The 15,187-nt window shown below is 65.8% G+C and carries 7 protein-coding genes; 6 read left to right on the plus strand and 1 reads right to left on the minus strand.

The window, feature by feature from the left end:
• Nucleotides 1-226 precede the first annotated feature (226 nt).
• The 6 genes from IQ292_RS07655 to IQ292_RS07680 all read left to right on the plus strand — a co-directional run bounded on the left by IQ292_RS07655 (nucleotide 227) and on the right by IQ292_RS07680 (nucleotide 11,596).
• The gene (locus IQ292_RS07655; RefSeq protein ID WP_203309693.1) at nucleotides 227-6,877 is read left to right on the plus strand and encodes a BapA/Bap/LapF family large adhesin; all 6,651 of its coding nucleotides are present in this window, start codon (nucleotides 227-229) and stop codon (nucleotides 6,875-6,877) included.
• 91 nt (nucleotides 6,878-6,968) lie between these two features.
• The gene (locus IQ292_RS07660) at nucleotides 6,969-8,900 is read left to right on the plus strand and encodes a TadE/TadG family type IV pilus assembly protein (RefSeq protein WP_203309694.1); all 1,932 of its coding nucleotides are present in this window, start codon (nucleotides 6,969-6,971) and stop codon (nucleotides 8,898-8,900) included.
• Nucleotides 8,897-9,439: a TadE/TadG family type IV pilus assembly protein gene (locus IQ292_RS07665; RefSeq protein ID WP_338057606.1), complete on the plus strand. Its 543-nt coding sequence runs from the start codon at nucleotides 8,897-8,899 to the stop codon at nucleotides 9,437-9,439. Before IQ292_RS07660 ends, IQ292_RS07665 begins: the two co-directional genes overlap by 4 nt.
• A 41-nt stretch (nucleotides 9,440-9,480) precedes the next feature.
• Nucleotides 9,481-10,200 (plus strand): TadE/TadG family type IV pilus assembly protein, encoded by a 720-nt coding sequence (locus IQ292_RS07670; RefSeq protein ID WP_238940888.1) that lies wholly within the window; start codon nucleotides 9,481-9,483, stop codon nucleotides 10,198-10,200.
• A gap of 528 nt (nucleotides 10,201-10,728) precedes the next feature.
• Entirely contained in the window at nucleotides 10,729-11,157 is a 429-nt protein-coding gene (locus IQ292_RS07675; protein WP_203309695.1) for an ester cyclase, read from the plus strand.
• A complete protein-coding gene (locus tag IQ292_RS07680; RefSeq protein ID WP_203309696.1) occupies nucleotides 11,150-11,596 on the plus strand; it encodes a MarR family winged helix-turn-helix transcriptional regulator in 447 nt (148 codons plus the stop codon). The genes IQ292_RS07675 and IQ292_RS07680 overlap by 8 nt, the downstream gene beginning before the upstream one ends.
• Before the next feature lie 144 nt (nucleotides 11,597-11,740).
• On the opposite strand, the gene IQ292_RS07685 is transcribed toward IQ292_RS07680, so the two are convergent.
• On the minus strand, nucleotides 11,741-14,824 hold the full coding sequence (locus IQ292_RS07685; RefSeq protein ID WP_203309741.1) for a TonB-dependent receptor domain-containing protein: 3,084 nt from the start codon (nucleotides 14,822-14,824) through the stop codon (nucleotides 11,741-11,743).
• Between the last annotated feature and the right edge of the window lie 363 nt (nucleotides 14,825-15,187).

Raw genomic sequence — 15,187 nt, forward strand, 5'->3', positions numbered from 1 at the left:
CGCCATTCTTTTCGCCCTTTCTGCGCCTCGGGGCTTAGCTAACCGAGAACATCCCGACGGCACACGCACAATTGACTCCGAATTCGGAAGTATCGGAGCCGACGATCGCCCGTGTGATTTTCCGACTTCGGGATAGTAGCCGCTGAGGGCCCAGCTAGGCCGGACCGGATACATGGATATCGCGCGCTTGGCACGAGCATATAGTGTGCATGGGGAGACACGAGCCATGAAGATCGAGATCGTCAACAAGGCAACGGGCCGGACAAATACGCTCGATGGCAGCGTCGTCAGCCTGACGACGACCAGTATCGTCCGGGTCGACCTGGCGCGGACCGACATCGCGGCGTTCGAGCGAGAGGGCAACGATCTGATCCTGGTGCTCGCCGACGGCGAACGTATCCACATCGGCGATTTCTACCGGCAAGCGCAAGCGACTCCCAACGATCTGGTGCTTCGCGACGGCGACGGCAGTCGCTGGCTCGCGCATCCCACCGAAACGGGGGCGGCGCGCTTTTCGCTTGTGCACGATGTGCATGATCTGACCGCCGTCGCGGCGTCGGGCGACCGCGGCGGCGGCGGTTCCTTCGTGCTGCCCGCGGTGCTCGGCCTTGCCGGCGCCGGCGGCCTTGCCGCCGCGGTGGCGGGCGGCGGCGGCGGGACGCGCGAGGTCGGTGCGTCGGGCGGCGTGGTCGATGCCACCCCGCCGGATCGACCGACCGCGACCTTCACGCGCGATGGCACCAGCGTCTCCGGCACCGGCGAAGCAGGCGCGGCGATCCAGGTCCGCAATGCCGCCGGCGCGCTGATCGGCACGGGCACGGTCGGCGCGAACGGCAGCTATAGCGTCACGCTCGACCAGCCTCGCACCAATGGCGAGGCCGTCTCCGTCACGCAGGCGGACGCCGCCGGCAACGTCTCGCCACCCGCAACCGCAGTGGCACCCGATCTGACGGCCCCGGCAGCCCCGACGGCGGCGATCGACGCCGCCGGGATCGTGATCACCGGGACGGGCGAGGCGGGCGCGACCGTTCGCGTCGTCGATGCCGCGGGAACGGTGCTCGGCACCGCGGTGGTGGGCACGAACGGCAGCTATGCGGTGACCCTCGCCTCGCCTCAGGTCGCGGGCAGCACGTTGTCGGTGACGCAGGCGGATGCGTCTGGCAACGTGTCGCCCGCAACCGCGCTGCCGACGTCCGATCTGGTCGCCCCGGCCGCGCCTGTCGTGACGATCGCACCGGACGGCAGCGTCGTGACCGGCCGCGGCGAGCCCGGTGCGACGGTCACCGCGCGCAGCCCCGATGGCAAGGTGCTCGGTACCGGCTCGGTGGGTGCGGATGGCAGCATCACGCTGCCCCTGTCGCCGGCGCAGGCGAACGGGGGCACGGTCACCGTCGTGCAGGCCGATCCGGCGGGCAATGTGTCGACGCCGGTGACGGTGGCGGCGCCCGACATCACCGCCCCCGCCGCGCCCGTCGCGACCGTATCGGCCGACGGCACCACGGTCAGCGGCACCGGCGAACCGGGCGCCAGCGTGACGGTCACGACCCCGGCTGGCGCCACCATCGGCACGGGCACGGTCGGGACCGACGGCAGCTATACCGCCGTCCTCACCCAGCCGCAGCGCAACGGCGAAACCATCGAGGTTCGCCAAGTCGACCCGACCGGCAACAGCTCGGCACCATCGACGGCCGTCGCGCCCGACCTGACCGCACCCGCTGCGCCGGTCGCCACCATCTCGATCGATGGTACGCAGGTGACCGGCAGCGGCGAGGCCGGCGCGACCGTCACCGTACGCGACGTCGCCGGGACGGCGATCGGCAGCGCGACCGTCGCCGCCGATGGCAGCTATGCCGTCACGCTGTCCAAGCCGCAGATCGACAGCCAGTCGCTCATCGTCAGCCAGGTCGACCCCGCCGGCAACGCCTCACCCGCGGTGGCGGTCACCGCCCCCGACCTGACCGCACCCGCGGCGCCGGTCGCGACGATCGCCGCGGACGGTATCACCATCAGCGGCACCGGCGAACCGGGTGCGAGCATCTCGGTCACCACGCCCGCCGGCGCGACGGTCGCGACGGCGACGGTCGGCACGGACGGCCGCTACACCGCCGTACTGATGCCGGCACAGCGCGACGGCGAAACGGTCGAGGTGCGGCAGAGCGACGCCGCGGGCAACGTTTCCACGCCATCCACTGCCGTCGCGCCAGACCTTACCGCCCCCGCTGCGCCACTCGCCACCATCACTGCCGAGGGCACGCAGGTGACCGGCACCGGCGAGCCGGGCGCCACCGTCACCGTGCGCGACGCGGCCGGGACGGTGATCGGCAGCGCAACCGTCGCAGCCGACGGCAGCTATGCGGCCCCGCTGTCCCCCGCGCAGATCGACAGCCAGCTGCTCGCTGTGGTGCAAACCGACCCGGCCGGCAACGGCTCGCCCGGTGTCGCTATCACTGCGCCCGACCTCACCGCGCCCGCGGTCCCCACCGCGATGATCGACGCGAGCGGCGCCGTCGTGATGGGAACCGGCGAGCCCGGCGCCAGCGTCGTCATCCGTGACGTGACCGGCGCGCCGATCGGCACCGCGACGGTGACGATCAACGGCACCTACGCCGCGCCGCTTGCCACGCCGCTGGTCAACGGCGAGACGGTGAGCGTGGTGCAGGCCGACGCGGCGGGCAACGCCTCCCCGCCTGCCAGCGCGGTCGCGCCGGATCTCACCGCTCCCGCTGCGCCCAGCCTATCGGTCGGCGCTGATGGCGCCAGCGCCGCGGGTACGGGCGAACCTGGTGCGACGCTCACCGTTACCGACGCCGCAGGCACGTCGCTCGGCAGCGCCACCATCGGGGCGGACGGGCAGTTCACCGTGCAGCTGACGCCGGCACAGGCAAACGGCGGCACCGTCATCGCGACGCAGTCGGATGCGGCGGGCAACGTCTCCCCACCCACGACCGCCGCGGCGCCCGACATCACCCCGCCCGCGGCCCCCGTCGCCGCGCTCGACGCGACCGGCGCCGTTGTCATCGGCAGCGGGGAGTCAGGCGCGACGATTACCGTGCGCGACGCCGGCGGCGCGACGATCGGCACCGCGACCGCCGACGCCCGCGGCGCCTACACCGTGCGCCTGACCACGCCGCAGATCGACAGTCAGGCTCTGAGCGTGACGCAGGCGGATGCCGCCGGCAATCCGTCGCCTGCGACGCCGCTCACCGCGCCCGATCTGACTGCACCGGCCGCTCCGGTCGGCACGGTAAGCGGCGACGGCACGCAGTTGTCAGGCACCGGCGAGGCGGGCGCGACCGTGACGATTACCGATCCGACCGGGGTCGTCATCGCCACGGTGACGATCGATGCCGCGGGCCAGTTCACCGCGCCGCTCGTCCCGGCGCAGGTCAATGGCGAACTGCTGACACTCACCCAGGCGGATGCCGCCGGCAACGTCTCGCCGACAGGGACGGCGCTCGCCCCCGATCTGGTGCTCAACGATTCACCTCCGGCGCCCACCGCGGTCGTGGACGCGACCGGCACCATCGTATCGGGCACCGGCCAGGCGGGCGCGACGATCACGGTGCGCGGTCCGGGCGGCGTTGTGATCGGGACCGCCATCGTCGATGCGAACGGTACATATGCCGCACCGCTCGCGCCGGCGCAGCTCAACGGCGAGACCGTGCGCGTGACGCAGGCGGATGCGGAAGGGGACGTCTCGCCCCCGGCGATCGCGATCGCGCCCGACCTTACCGCACCCGCCGCACCCACCGCGGCGATCGATACGGGCGGCCAGATCGTCACCGGCACCGGCGAAGCCGGCGCGACCGTACGTGTCACCGATGCGGGCGGCGTGGTGATCGCCACGGCGGTGATCAATGCGAACGGCGCTTATGCCGCGGTGCTCGACGCGCCACGTACCAACGGCGAGGCGCTGAGCGTGACGCAGGCGGATGCGGCGGGCAACATCTCGCCTGCCGCCCCCATCGTCGCGCCGGACTTCACCGCGCCTGCCGCCCCCGCTGCAATCGTCGCGGCGGATGGCTTGGCGGTGACCGGCACCGGCGAACCGGGCGCCACCGTCACCGTTCGCGACGCCACCGGCGCCGCGATCGGCACCGTGGTCGTCGCGGCGGACGGCAGCTACGCCGCGGCGTTGACCACCGCGCAGGTCAATGGCGAGGCGCTGACGATCACGCAGGCAGATGCCGCGGCGAACGTCTCTCCAGCCGCCGCCGCGACCGCCCCCGACCTCACCGCCCCCGCCGCGCCGACCGCGACGGTCGACAGCACGGGCACCGTGGTTATCGGCACCGGTGAGCCAGGGGCGACCGTGACCATCCGCGATCCCGCCGGCACCCCGATTGGCACCGCGACGGTAGGCGCAGGCGGCAGCTACACCGCCGTCCTCACCACTGCGCAGGCGAACGGTGAGCAGGTGCAGGTCACCCAGGCGGATGCAGCGGGCAACATTTCGCCGACGACGGTCGCGACCGCTCCCGACATCACCGCCCCTGCCGCACCCACCGGCCTTGTCGGAGCGGACGGCACGACGATCGGCGGGACCGGCGAACCAGGCGCTACCGTCACGATCCGTGACGCCGGCGGCGCGATCGTCGCCACCGGGGTCGTCTCGGGCGACGGCAGCTACACCGCGACGCTCGCCACGCCGCAGGCGAACGGCGAGACGCTGCGTGTGACGCAGGCCGATGCGGCGGGCAACGTCTCGCCGGCCGTCCCCGCGCTCGCGCCGGACATCACGCCGCCGGCGCTGCCGACCGCCGCAATCGACACGGCGGGTGCGATCATCAGTGGCACTGGCGAACCCGGCGCGACAGTCGAGGTCCGCGATGCCGCCGGCACCGTCATCGCGACGGGACCGGTCAGCGCCGGTGGCGGCTATGCGATCACGTTGCCGACGCCGCAGGTCGCCGGCGAAGCACTGACGGTCGACCAGCGCGATCCCGCCGGCAATCAGTCGGGTGCGGTCGGGCTCACCGCGCCGTTCGACATCACCGCGTTCGACAACGCTGCCACCGCGTCGATTACGCTGGAGCCGGTGCAGGCCGACCGTACGCTCGGCGGCGCCTCCTATCTCGCCTTGGTGTCACTTGGCGCGCTCAATCTGGACGCGCAGGTGCTGGCGGTGCCCAGCATCGGATTCACCGTCGCCGCCGGCCACACGCTGGACGCGACCTTCACCTATGACGCGACGCTGAGCATCGGTGCGCTTTCCGGCTATGCGGTGGTGGTGCAGCGGTTTGACGGCGGCCGCTGGGTCGCGGTGGGCGGCACCGGCACCAGCACGACGCTGGACGTGCGGCTGCTCGACGGCAACCTCATCGCCAACGAAACGCTCGCGGCCGGCCAGTATCGCGCCTTCGTCACCTTCGACGGCACGGCGGGCGTCGGTTTGCTTGGCGGTCTGTCCGCTACCGGCGTCGACAGCGACTTCACGCAGGCGATCGCGATGCCCGGGACGATCGTCGGCAACGTCGTCACCGATCCCGGCCCCGGCGGCGCGGTCGACGTGGTCAGCCCGCAGACGGTCGTGGCCAGCGTCACGGTCGGTGGCGTCACCACGGCGGTAACGACGGACGGAACCGTCGTCGACGGTGCCTGGGGCACGCTGGTGATCAACCGCGACGGGTCCTACACCTATGCGGCGGACGCCAATGCCGCCGCGATCGGCAAGACCGACGTCTTCACCTACCAGCTGCTCGACCTGAGCGACGGAGAGGTCGAACGCGCCAACCTGTCGATCGCGATCGGCAGCCCGGAGATCGCTGCGGCACCGGTCGCTAGCCACGATACCGCGATCGCCGCCGCGACCTTCGCGAACGTCGTCGAGACGGTCGCCCCGTTCCAGGACCGGGTCTTCACCACCCCTGTGGCCGGCGTCACGCCGCAGACCGGCAGCGTCACCCACACGTTCACCGTAGACGCGAACAGCGCCTCCACGGTGACCCTGTCCGCCGTGGCGCAAACGGGGATCAGCTTGCTGCCCAGCTACACCATCACCGTCACCAATCCGCAGGGCGTCCAGATCCTCAACCAGACGCTCACCGCCGTCGCCGGCCTGCCCGTGCTCGGCGGGACCGGCGTGTCGGTGACGCTGCCCAACCTGACGTCGGGATCGTACACCTACACCGTCTCGTCGACACACGTGCTGAGCGGCCAATATGACACCGGCGTCTACATCGGCCAGACGGTAACGCATTTCGACCAGCACCAGCTGACCGACACCACGCCGGTGCAGGGCGACCTCCTAGCCAACGATGCGACGGGCAGCGCCTTCTTCGCATTGCAGGTCGCGCATGGCGGAGCGTTCGTTGAAGTGCCCGACTCCCCGCTGACTATCGCGGGCACCTACGGCAGCCTGACCGTCGACGCGGCCGGTCATTACACCTACCAGCCAAGTACGACGCTAGCCTATGCCGTGGCCGATCCGGTGGACAGCTTCACCTATCAGATCGTGCAGCCGAACGGCACCGTCGCCAACGCGCAGATCGACATTGCGGTGGACATCAACAACGGCGCCACGCCGGTCCTGCCCGCCACGGCAGGCATCACCGAACCCATCACCTTCGCGGTGCTGGATACGGATGTCGTGGCGCTCGGCATGGCCGCACCGCTCGCTCGGTTCGCCGAAATCGACGATCGGGACATTGAATCCCGGATCAAGATCGCGGCCTACCCAAATCGTCCCCGCATTCGCAAACGAAGAGATCCCGATGGCAGCCATGCCGGCAATCGGCCCGCGGTGCCTCGTTATCCGCATCAGGTCTTCCGCTGCGTTTCGCGGCCGCAATTCCGATGCGAAGACGCCATAGGCAGACCTGACGGCTTTTGCCGCTCCCCGCTCCGGTCCCGCACTGTCGGCAGCACCGAAAGCTAAGAAACACAGTACGTTGCCGCACCAAACTGGTTTGACTTTACCGGTCGTTTACGTTGCTTGCCATACCCGCTGCCAAGGCAGTGAGGTGACCATGTTCCGTCGTAAAGAAGCGTCTCGGCACCACCTTCCATGCTTTCTCTCCCGCCTGGCACGCGATCGACGCGGCAATGCAATGGCGATCATGGCGGCGTTTCTCATTCCGCTGATCGGTCTGTCGGGGTCGGCCGTCGATGCTGCAAGGCTCTATGTCGTGAAGGCGCGGCTGCAGCAGGCATGCGATGCCGGGGCGCTCGCCGGACGCAAGGCGATGACGGATACCAATCCGTCGACACCCCTCGACGCGACCGCCACGCAAACAGCCAATGCATTCTTCAGCAATAACTTCCGGTCGGGCTGGTTTCAGAACACCAATGCGACATTCACGCCGACCAAGGGTGTTCAAGGCAACGCCAATTACGCGAACGAGGTGAATGGGACCGCGTCCACGCAGGTCCCGATGACACTGCTGCGCTTCTTCGGGTTGGCGCCGGTCACGATCGCGGTCACCTGCCAGGCGGTTTTCGACACGGGCGACAATGACGTCATGTTCGTGCTCGACGTGACAGGTTCCATGTCCTGTTACCCCAGCGATCCAGACAGCTGCGCCACCGCCACCTCCTCGTTCACGCGCGACGACGGCACGACCGGCTACTACAGCCCCGAGAAGGCGCCGAGCGGAAGCACGTTGTCGAAGCTGCAATCGTTGCGTCAGGCCGTGACGCTGTTCGACACGACGATGCGGTCCAGCGCGGATCCGTCGAGCCATTTCCGCTATGGTTTCGTGCCCTACAATTCCGCGGTCAACGTCGGCGGCTCGATCCCATCGCAATATCTCCAGAGCACGACGTGGACCTATCAAAGCCGGCAGGTCAACCGCGACTATAATTACGGCGCGACCAGCAGCGTCAGCCTGACCGGCATCCCGCAAAGCTATTGCGTACCGCAGCGCTATCCGGCGACCGGCTATTCGAAGACCGGGCCGAGCTGGAACACGAGCTATTACCAAGCCGAATATTACTACAATCTGACGTGGAGCGCCGCGAACGGCGGCACCTGCTCCGGTACGCAGCAGCCGCTGCGGGCCGTATGGCGATATCAGCCCTATTCGCTGCCGCTGTCCCAATATGTTGCCGGCGCCGCGGTCGCCAATCCGAGCCGTCTCGATGGCGCACAGTCCAAGTGGCGCGGCTGCATCGAGGAGGTGAACACCGTCGCGGCTTCGTCATTCTCCGCCACCAGCCTGCCGGACGATCTCAATCCCGACTTCATCCCTAGCGCGGCATCCGACATGTGGCGACCGATGTGGCCCGACGCGATCTGGCTGCGCTCGTCGCCCAATACGGTCGACGTCAACGACGATCAGGTCAACGAAGCCAGCCCGCAATATTATACCGATGTGACGATGAAGGCGGGTAGTCCGTTCGACCAATATGGCTACGCGCCCTGCCCCTTCCGGGCTCAGCGCCTGCGGACGATGACGGCGCAGCAGGTGCAGGATTACGTCAACGACAATGACTTCAGGCCCTATGGCGGCACCTATCACGATACCGGCATGATCTGGGGAACGCGCATGCTGTCGCCCAACGGCGTGTTCGCCTCGGACACCACGGCTTGGCCGGGGCGGCCGGCTCCCTCTCGCTCGATCGTGTTCATGACCGATGGTTCGATGGCACCCAACCCGTTGATCTACGGGCAATATGGGGTTGAATCGCTTGATCTGCGCGTGGATGGCAGCACGGCCAACATGGGAAGCTCGCCCAGCTGGGACAGCGCCTATCACGCCGCCCGGTTCCGCGCCGAATGCGATGCGGCGAAGGCACGGGGGATCACTGTCTATACCGTCGCCCTTGGCACGGCGATCACCAGCGACCTGCAATATTGCGCCTCGCCCGGGCAATCCTTCTCGGCGTACAGCACGCAGCAGCTGACGGCCGCGTTCCAGACGATCGCCCAGCGCGTGTCGATGTTGAGGATCAGCCAGTGACGGGGCTGATGCGGCAGTTCGTCGATGATCGGCGCGGTGCGACGCTTATCGAGTTCGCTATCGTGTGCCCGGTCATGCTGATCCTGATGATGGGCTTGGGCGAATTGACCTATCAGGGCTACATCCAGGCAGTCCTCACCGGGGCGATCCAGCGCGCCGGGCGCAGCTCTACGATCCAGGCAGCCAACACATCGCAACTCGATCAGGCCGTGATGCAGCAGGTCTGGAAAGTGGCGCACAACGCCACCTACGTCTCGACCCGCAAAAGCTACGCGAACTTCACGAGCGTGGCGCCGGAGCCGTTCGTCGATACCGCCGGAACGGGCGTCTACAATCAAGCGGTTGACTGCTTCACCGATATCAACGGCAACGGCGTATGGGATACCGATCCTGGCATGAGCGGCGGCGGTGGGGCGAGCGACGTCAGCGTTTACACGATGACGATCACCTACCGGCGGCTGTTCCCGGTCGCGAGCCTAATCGGTCTGCCGGGAACCGTCACGCTGACAGGCTCCACGATGCTCAAGAACCAACCCTAAGCGACCCAGACCGTACAAACAGCGGCGCAGATATGCCCTCATTGATCGACATCGCTTCGCACATGGCGGACAAATTGCGCACGCTTCGCGAAGACGGCCGGGGCGTAGCGCTCACCGAGTTCGCCTATTCGCTACCCATCGTCCTGGCGATCGGCGGCTGGGGCGTCGAACTGTCCAACCTTGCCCTCTGCCACCTCCGCGTCAGCCAATATGCGCTCAACCTCGCCGATCATGCGACACGGGTGGGGCAAGCCACGAGCGGGGTAACAAGCTTTCGCGAAAACGATGCCAACGACGTGCTTCGCGGCGCCAAGCTCGAAGGCACGGGTATCGCCCTGACGACGCGCGGCCGGATCACGATTTCCAGCCTGGAAAACATTCAGCAGAGCTACGACACGCAGCCAGTCCAGCGCATCCACTGGCAGCGCTGCCTCGGCCTGCCAAGCGGCGCGGGATACGAGTCGAGCTACGGCTCGGTCACTCCGTCGGCTGGTAGTGACGGAACGCAGTCGAACGCCGGAATCACCGTTCCAAATGGCATAGGCGACCCAGGCCGTCTGGTCTCCGCACCCGCCAATTCCGGCGTCATGTTCGTAGAGATCAATTACATGTACAAGCCATTGTTTGGAACGCTGTTCGTGGCGCCACGAATTATCCACTACACCGCGTCCTTCCTCGTACGTGACAATCGCAGCTTCGTGCAAATCTACAATCCGTCGCCAAGTGCAGTGCCGTCCACGTGCGACCAGCATACTGCTTGAGACAATACCGAGGCACACCGCGCTGACACCGCCCAACTCCCGACCTTTGCCAGGCTTCACTCGGCTATGATCAAAATGAGCCTATTGACCGCAGGTGCGACGTTATTTCTGGTAGCCGTCGTGGGACCGGCCCTGCACACGTCGTCTCGATCCAGCGGGCGACACCATGCCCTCTCTTCAGCACCGGCAGCCGGGCTTGGCAACGCATCAGCCTCCGCAATGTCCGCGGATAGGACTGTGGTTTATGCTTCGCCCGGGGCTGCACTTGGTGGATCGGCGCCTTCCGTCGGAGGGAATCGACTGGCCATGACCCTTCAGCGATAAAAGAGGTCTTCAAGCCGCCAGCCGAATGACGTGCAAATCCAGGCCGGCAGTCCGTCGGCCCTTCTTTGACGCCCGGAAACGGCCTTGGTTCGGCTGACGCGATGCGCTCGCAGGCGTCGGCGACGGAACCGCTTAGACCGCGGGTTGAAGCTTGCTGCACGCGTATCATATACAGCTATTCTGTATATATATGGAGCAGAGGCTATGTCGACCGACGATGCGAAATCCGTTGTTCGTCGCTTCAACCGAGACGTCATCGAGAAGGGCGATCGCGAGGCGTTCGAGGCGCTAATGGCGCCGACGTTCATCAACCGATCCGCGCCCGCTGATGCCCCTTCAGATGGCGAAAGCATGTGGAACACCTTCGATCGGATTTTGCGCCCCGCAATCGGGGGGCTGACCGTTACCATCCACGATCAGATTGCGGAGGGCGATAAGGTTACCACCCGCAAAAGCATATCGGGGTCTCATAACGGCCCCCTGCTCGGTGCGGAACCTACCGGAAGGCCCATACGCATTGACGTCATCGACATCGTGCGGGTCGAGGACGGCCGCTATGTCGAACACTGGGGCATCAACAACCTCCCTATCGTGCTCGCAGGTCTGCAACGGGACGAACCGTCACATGAGTGACATGGGTGAAGCCGCGGACAACGCGGCCGAATTGGCCGAGGCTCTACGGCAAAGCGTAAGCGCGTTCGTCCGAACCGTGCGACAGCGAACGTGCACAGTGAAGTCGGCGCAGTCTGAGACACTCGATCTTCTCGAGAGGCTCGGCTCGATGAATGTCGCAGCTTTGGCCGACCGACGCGGCGTCACGCACCAGACGATGCGCCTTGTGGTCGCGGGGCTTGAAGCCGAAGGATCGGTGCGACAGCGCGCCGATCCCGCCGACCGCCGCAGCAGGCTTGTGTCCATTACGTCCGAGGGGCAACGCATACTCGCGCGCGCGCGGGAGAACCGCGCCGCTTATATCGCCGACGCGATCCGCGGCATGTTGTCCGCCGAGGAGCGCAGGCAACTCCAGGCTGCGATACCCATCCTCGATCGCCTGTCGGACGGGGCCAAATGACGATTCCTCGATATCTATCGCGGTAAGCTGATTGTAGGCCACGGTCGCGATTACGCTGCCGAATGCGGGGATAGGGATCCCATCCCCGCGGATCGTCCGGTAATGCGTGCCAGCCAAACACAATGGCTCGCTGGCACGCTATTATCAGAACTTCGCGACCACCCCCGCATAAATGAAGCGGCCGAGAACATCATACTGACCACTGCCTGCGCCAAGCCCCGTCAGATCCAACGGTGGGTGCTTATTGCCGAGATTGGTGACGCCCAGATAGAAGTTGAACTTACTGGTTGCATCAACGCCAAGGCGCAGGTCGTGATAGGCGACGACCGGGTAGAACTTGTAATTCGCATAATAGGGATCGGTCGGCGCGTTGCCGTTTAGCGAATTGTAGAAGCTGTAATCGCCGACATATTGACGGGCAAACCAGCGCAAGCGGTAACCAAGCGTGAACGGCCCGGACTTGAAGTCGGCATTGACGGTGAATCTGTCCGACGGCGTACCCAAATTGTCGAGATCGCGGGTGACGTAGGCGGGCCGGGTCGGGTCGGTGAAATCATCGCGCTGGATGACATGCGTGTAATTGCCGCGAAGCGAAAGCTGTCCAAGATCGCCGAGGCGGTGGGTGTAGGTGACCGACGTATCGATACCGCGGGCGCGCAAGGCGCCGAAGTTGACGCCAGCCGACAGGAGCGAGCCCTCCAGAATCTGGAACGGCACTTCTCCGCGCGGACCGCCGCCCGATCCAGCACGCTTGAACAGCGCGCAGAACTGATTGCTGAGGGTCGGCAGGTCGTAGCACTGATTGACGATAGTCTGCGCATCGACCGACGCGATCGCCTGGCGGACACGGATGTTGTAATAGTCGACCGTGATCGAGAGCCCCGGGATCCAATGGGGCTGCAGCACACCGCCATAGGTATAGGAATCCGACGTTTCCGCCTTCAGATTCGGGTTGCCGCCGCTGTAGAAGAGCAGCGAATTCGAATATTGGAAATTATAGCCGGTGGGACGCCCCGCGGCCGCGCAATTCGCCTGCCGATTGGCGGGATTGGTGCCCTTGGCGATATTGTCGGCCGAGCACGGATCAGCGATCAGAGCATAATTGGCACCGGCCGGCGTGTACAATTCGCCCAGGTTCGGCGCACGCACCGCACGCGCATAGCTGGCACGCAAGGTCAGGTCGCTGACCGGTTGCCAGATCGCCGATCCATTGTAGGACCAGACCGTCCCGGCGGTGGTGTTATAGTCGGAAACGCGAGCTGCACCCGAAATCGTCAGCTCCTTGATCAGCGGGATGTCCTTGAGCAGCGGAATGCGCAGCTCGCCATAGGCTTCTTTCACCTGGAGCGCTGGAGCAGTGAAGGTCGGGATCGCATTGTAGAAGGTGTAGCCTTCCTGGACGAGCGGATCCTGGTTGTAATAGTTCGTCTCGCGGCGATATTCACCACCGACCGAGAAGCCGATCGGGCCGCCGGGGAGCGAGAACAGCTGGCGCAGGTCGCCAGACACGAAACCGCTGACGTCGAATTGCGTGATCTTGCCGACCGACGTCGTGTTCTGCAGCACATAGTTCTTCTGTGCTTGCGTGAATTGGCCGCCCAGCACGTTGATCGGTACGCACGCGGCGACGTCCTGTGCAAGCTTCGTCGCCTGGTTCGGATCCGTCACGCCGGCATAGCCGACCGCAGCGGTGGGATCGACCTGCGAACGGCAGACGATTTGGCCACTCGCGTTGCGGACGGAGTCGTTGGCGAGCAGGAACCGCTGGATGTTGAGGTTGCCGAGAACCTCGGTCTTTTCCTGGAACGAGCCGTAATTCGCTGACAGTTCATAGCGCCAGTCGCCGTTGAACGTACCACGCACGCCGCCGACGATCCGATACGTATCGCGATCCGACTGTTCGGATCGATTACCCAGACCAGCCATCTGTTCGCGGACGTTGACCGTGGTAGCACCCGTAATGACACGGGCGGGGTTGGCGGCAAGCAGGTTGGTGGTGATCGTCGCGAGCGCTTGCGACGTGAGGTAGGGGTTGTCGAGCCGAATGGCTTCGCGACTATCCCCGAAGACCCCACCGTTGATGAAGGCAGCGCCGTTCGATCCGGCCCCAAACACCGAGGTATGCGAATAGGTCGCCTCGACGAACGGTTCGAAAGCGTCCGCAAACGTGTAATGACCGATCAGGCTGACGTTGACGCGATCGAGCTTCGGCTGGATCTGGAATTCGTCGTTCGAGCGGAAATTGCTGCCGTTACCGCCGATGAAGCTGCCGTTCGGGCCATATCCGACGCGCTGCCCGGTCAGGGGAACGAGATTGCCGTCCGGCGTGAACTGATAGGGCACATAGTAAGCCACGCCATTGGGCGCGATGCCGGCATTGTACCGCGCATTGCCACCAAAGCGGATAACACCGGTCTCGCTGTACGACGCGCTGCGCACGTCGTTGTAGAGGATGTTTTCCGGATTGCCGGCGCTGCCGGTCGGGTTGACCGTGATGAACGCAGCTTGCTGGTCGAGATAGGGACGGCTGCTCGCAAAATACTGATCCTGATGCGCATATTCGACGTTGACCGCAACATTGCCGCGACCGTCGTTGAAGTTGCGCCCGGCCAGCAGGCTGGCGAAGCTGGCGCCGCCGTCACCATAGGTGCTGATGCCGTTCTGCCCGCGCACCTCGAGGCCCTGATAATGGTCCTTCAGCACGAAGTTGACGACGCCGGCGATCGCATCGGAACCGTAGACGGCGGATTCGCCTCCGGTGACGGTATCGACACGCTCGATCAAGTCGGTCGGGATGGTGTTGGTGTCGACCGACGTGCCCGAATTCAGGATGTCGCCTGCGACATGGCGGCGGCCGTTGACGAGTACCAGCGTCCGCTGCGAGCCGAGGCCGCGCAAGTCGAGCAGGTTGAGGCCCGCGGTACCGAGGAACCGCGTCGAGTTCGACTGGCTAAACGTCGGTGCGAATTGCGGCAGCTGATTGAGCTGATCGCCGATCGAAACCTGGCCGGTCTTGAAAAAATCCTCTCCCTGCACCGTCGTGATCGGATTGGCGGAGGTGAGGTTCGGGTTCGCGATGCGAGAGCCGGTCACGACGATGTCGTTGCTGCGATCGGCCCTGCTCGCGGCGTCTGTCGCGTCCTGCTGGTCCTGCAGGCTTGCGCTCCCCGCCGCGACCGCGGGCGAATCCGACGCGGTGGTCTGGGCATGCGCAAGCGACGGAACCATCGCAAGCGTGCCGAGCAATGCCGTGGCGTTGAGTAGATGGCGCACGTGTAAATCCCCTTTTGAATGGGGAGGTTATGTCTGCACCACGAATGTACGTGACTTAACGGAAACATGACGATCGCGTCATGTCGGGCGTTCTTGCCGGGAATGCGGCATCTCGGCAACACATCCGCGCGGCGGCGTCACGATGACGTGCTGCTCCCCAATGCGCGCGGCCATCTTCCGCCGCACCGTCAGACGGGACGCCCATCGGAATGCTGACTGGCTGACTCAAAAGGGTGCTGTCTGAACCGCGCCGGGTTTGTCGGAGGCTCTAACTCCTGAGAGGAAGGGGCTATGACGAGCAAGACGACGAACAAGTTC

The sequence above is a fragment of the Sphingomonas beigongshangi genome (assembly GCF_016820445.1).
Lineage (GTDB): Bacteria > Pseudomonadota > Alphaproteobacteria > Sphingomonadales > Sphingomonadaceae > Sphingomonas > Sphingomonas beigongshangi.

Excerpts from the sequence above, each read along its gene's own strand:
- IQ292_RS07675 (WP_203309695.1), top strand. The coding sequence starts at position 10,729 with ATGTCGACCGACGATGCGAAATCCGTTGTTCGTCGCTTCAACCGAGAC.
- IQ292_RS07660 (WP_203309694.1), top strand. The coding sequence starts at position 6,969 with ATGTTCCGTCGTAAAGAAGCGTCTCGGCACCACCTTCCATGCTTTCTC.
- IQ292_RS07655 (WP_203309693.1), top strand. The coding sequence starts at position 227 with ATGAAGATCGAGATCGTCAACAAGGCAACGGGCCGGACAAATACGCTC.
- IQ292_RS07685 (WP_203309741.1), bottom strand. The coding sequence starts at position 14,824 with ATGGTTCCGTCGCTTGCGCATGCCCAGACCACCGCGTCGGATTCGCCC.
- IQ292_RS07680 (WP_203309696.1), top strand. The coding sequence starts at position 11,150 with ATGAGTGACATGGGTGAAGCCGCGGACAACGCGGCCGAATTGGCCGAG.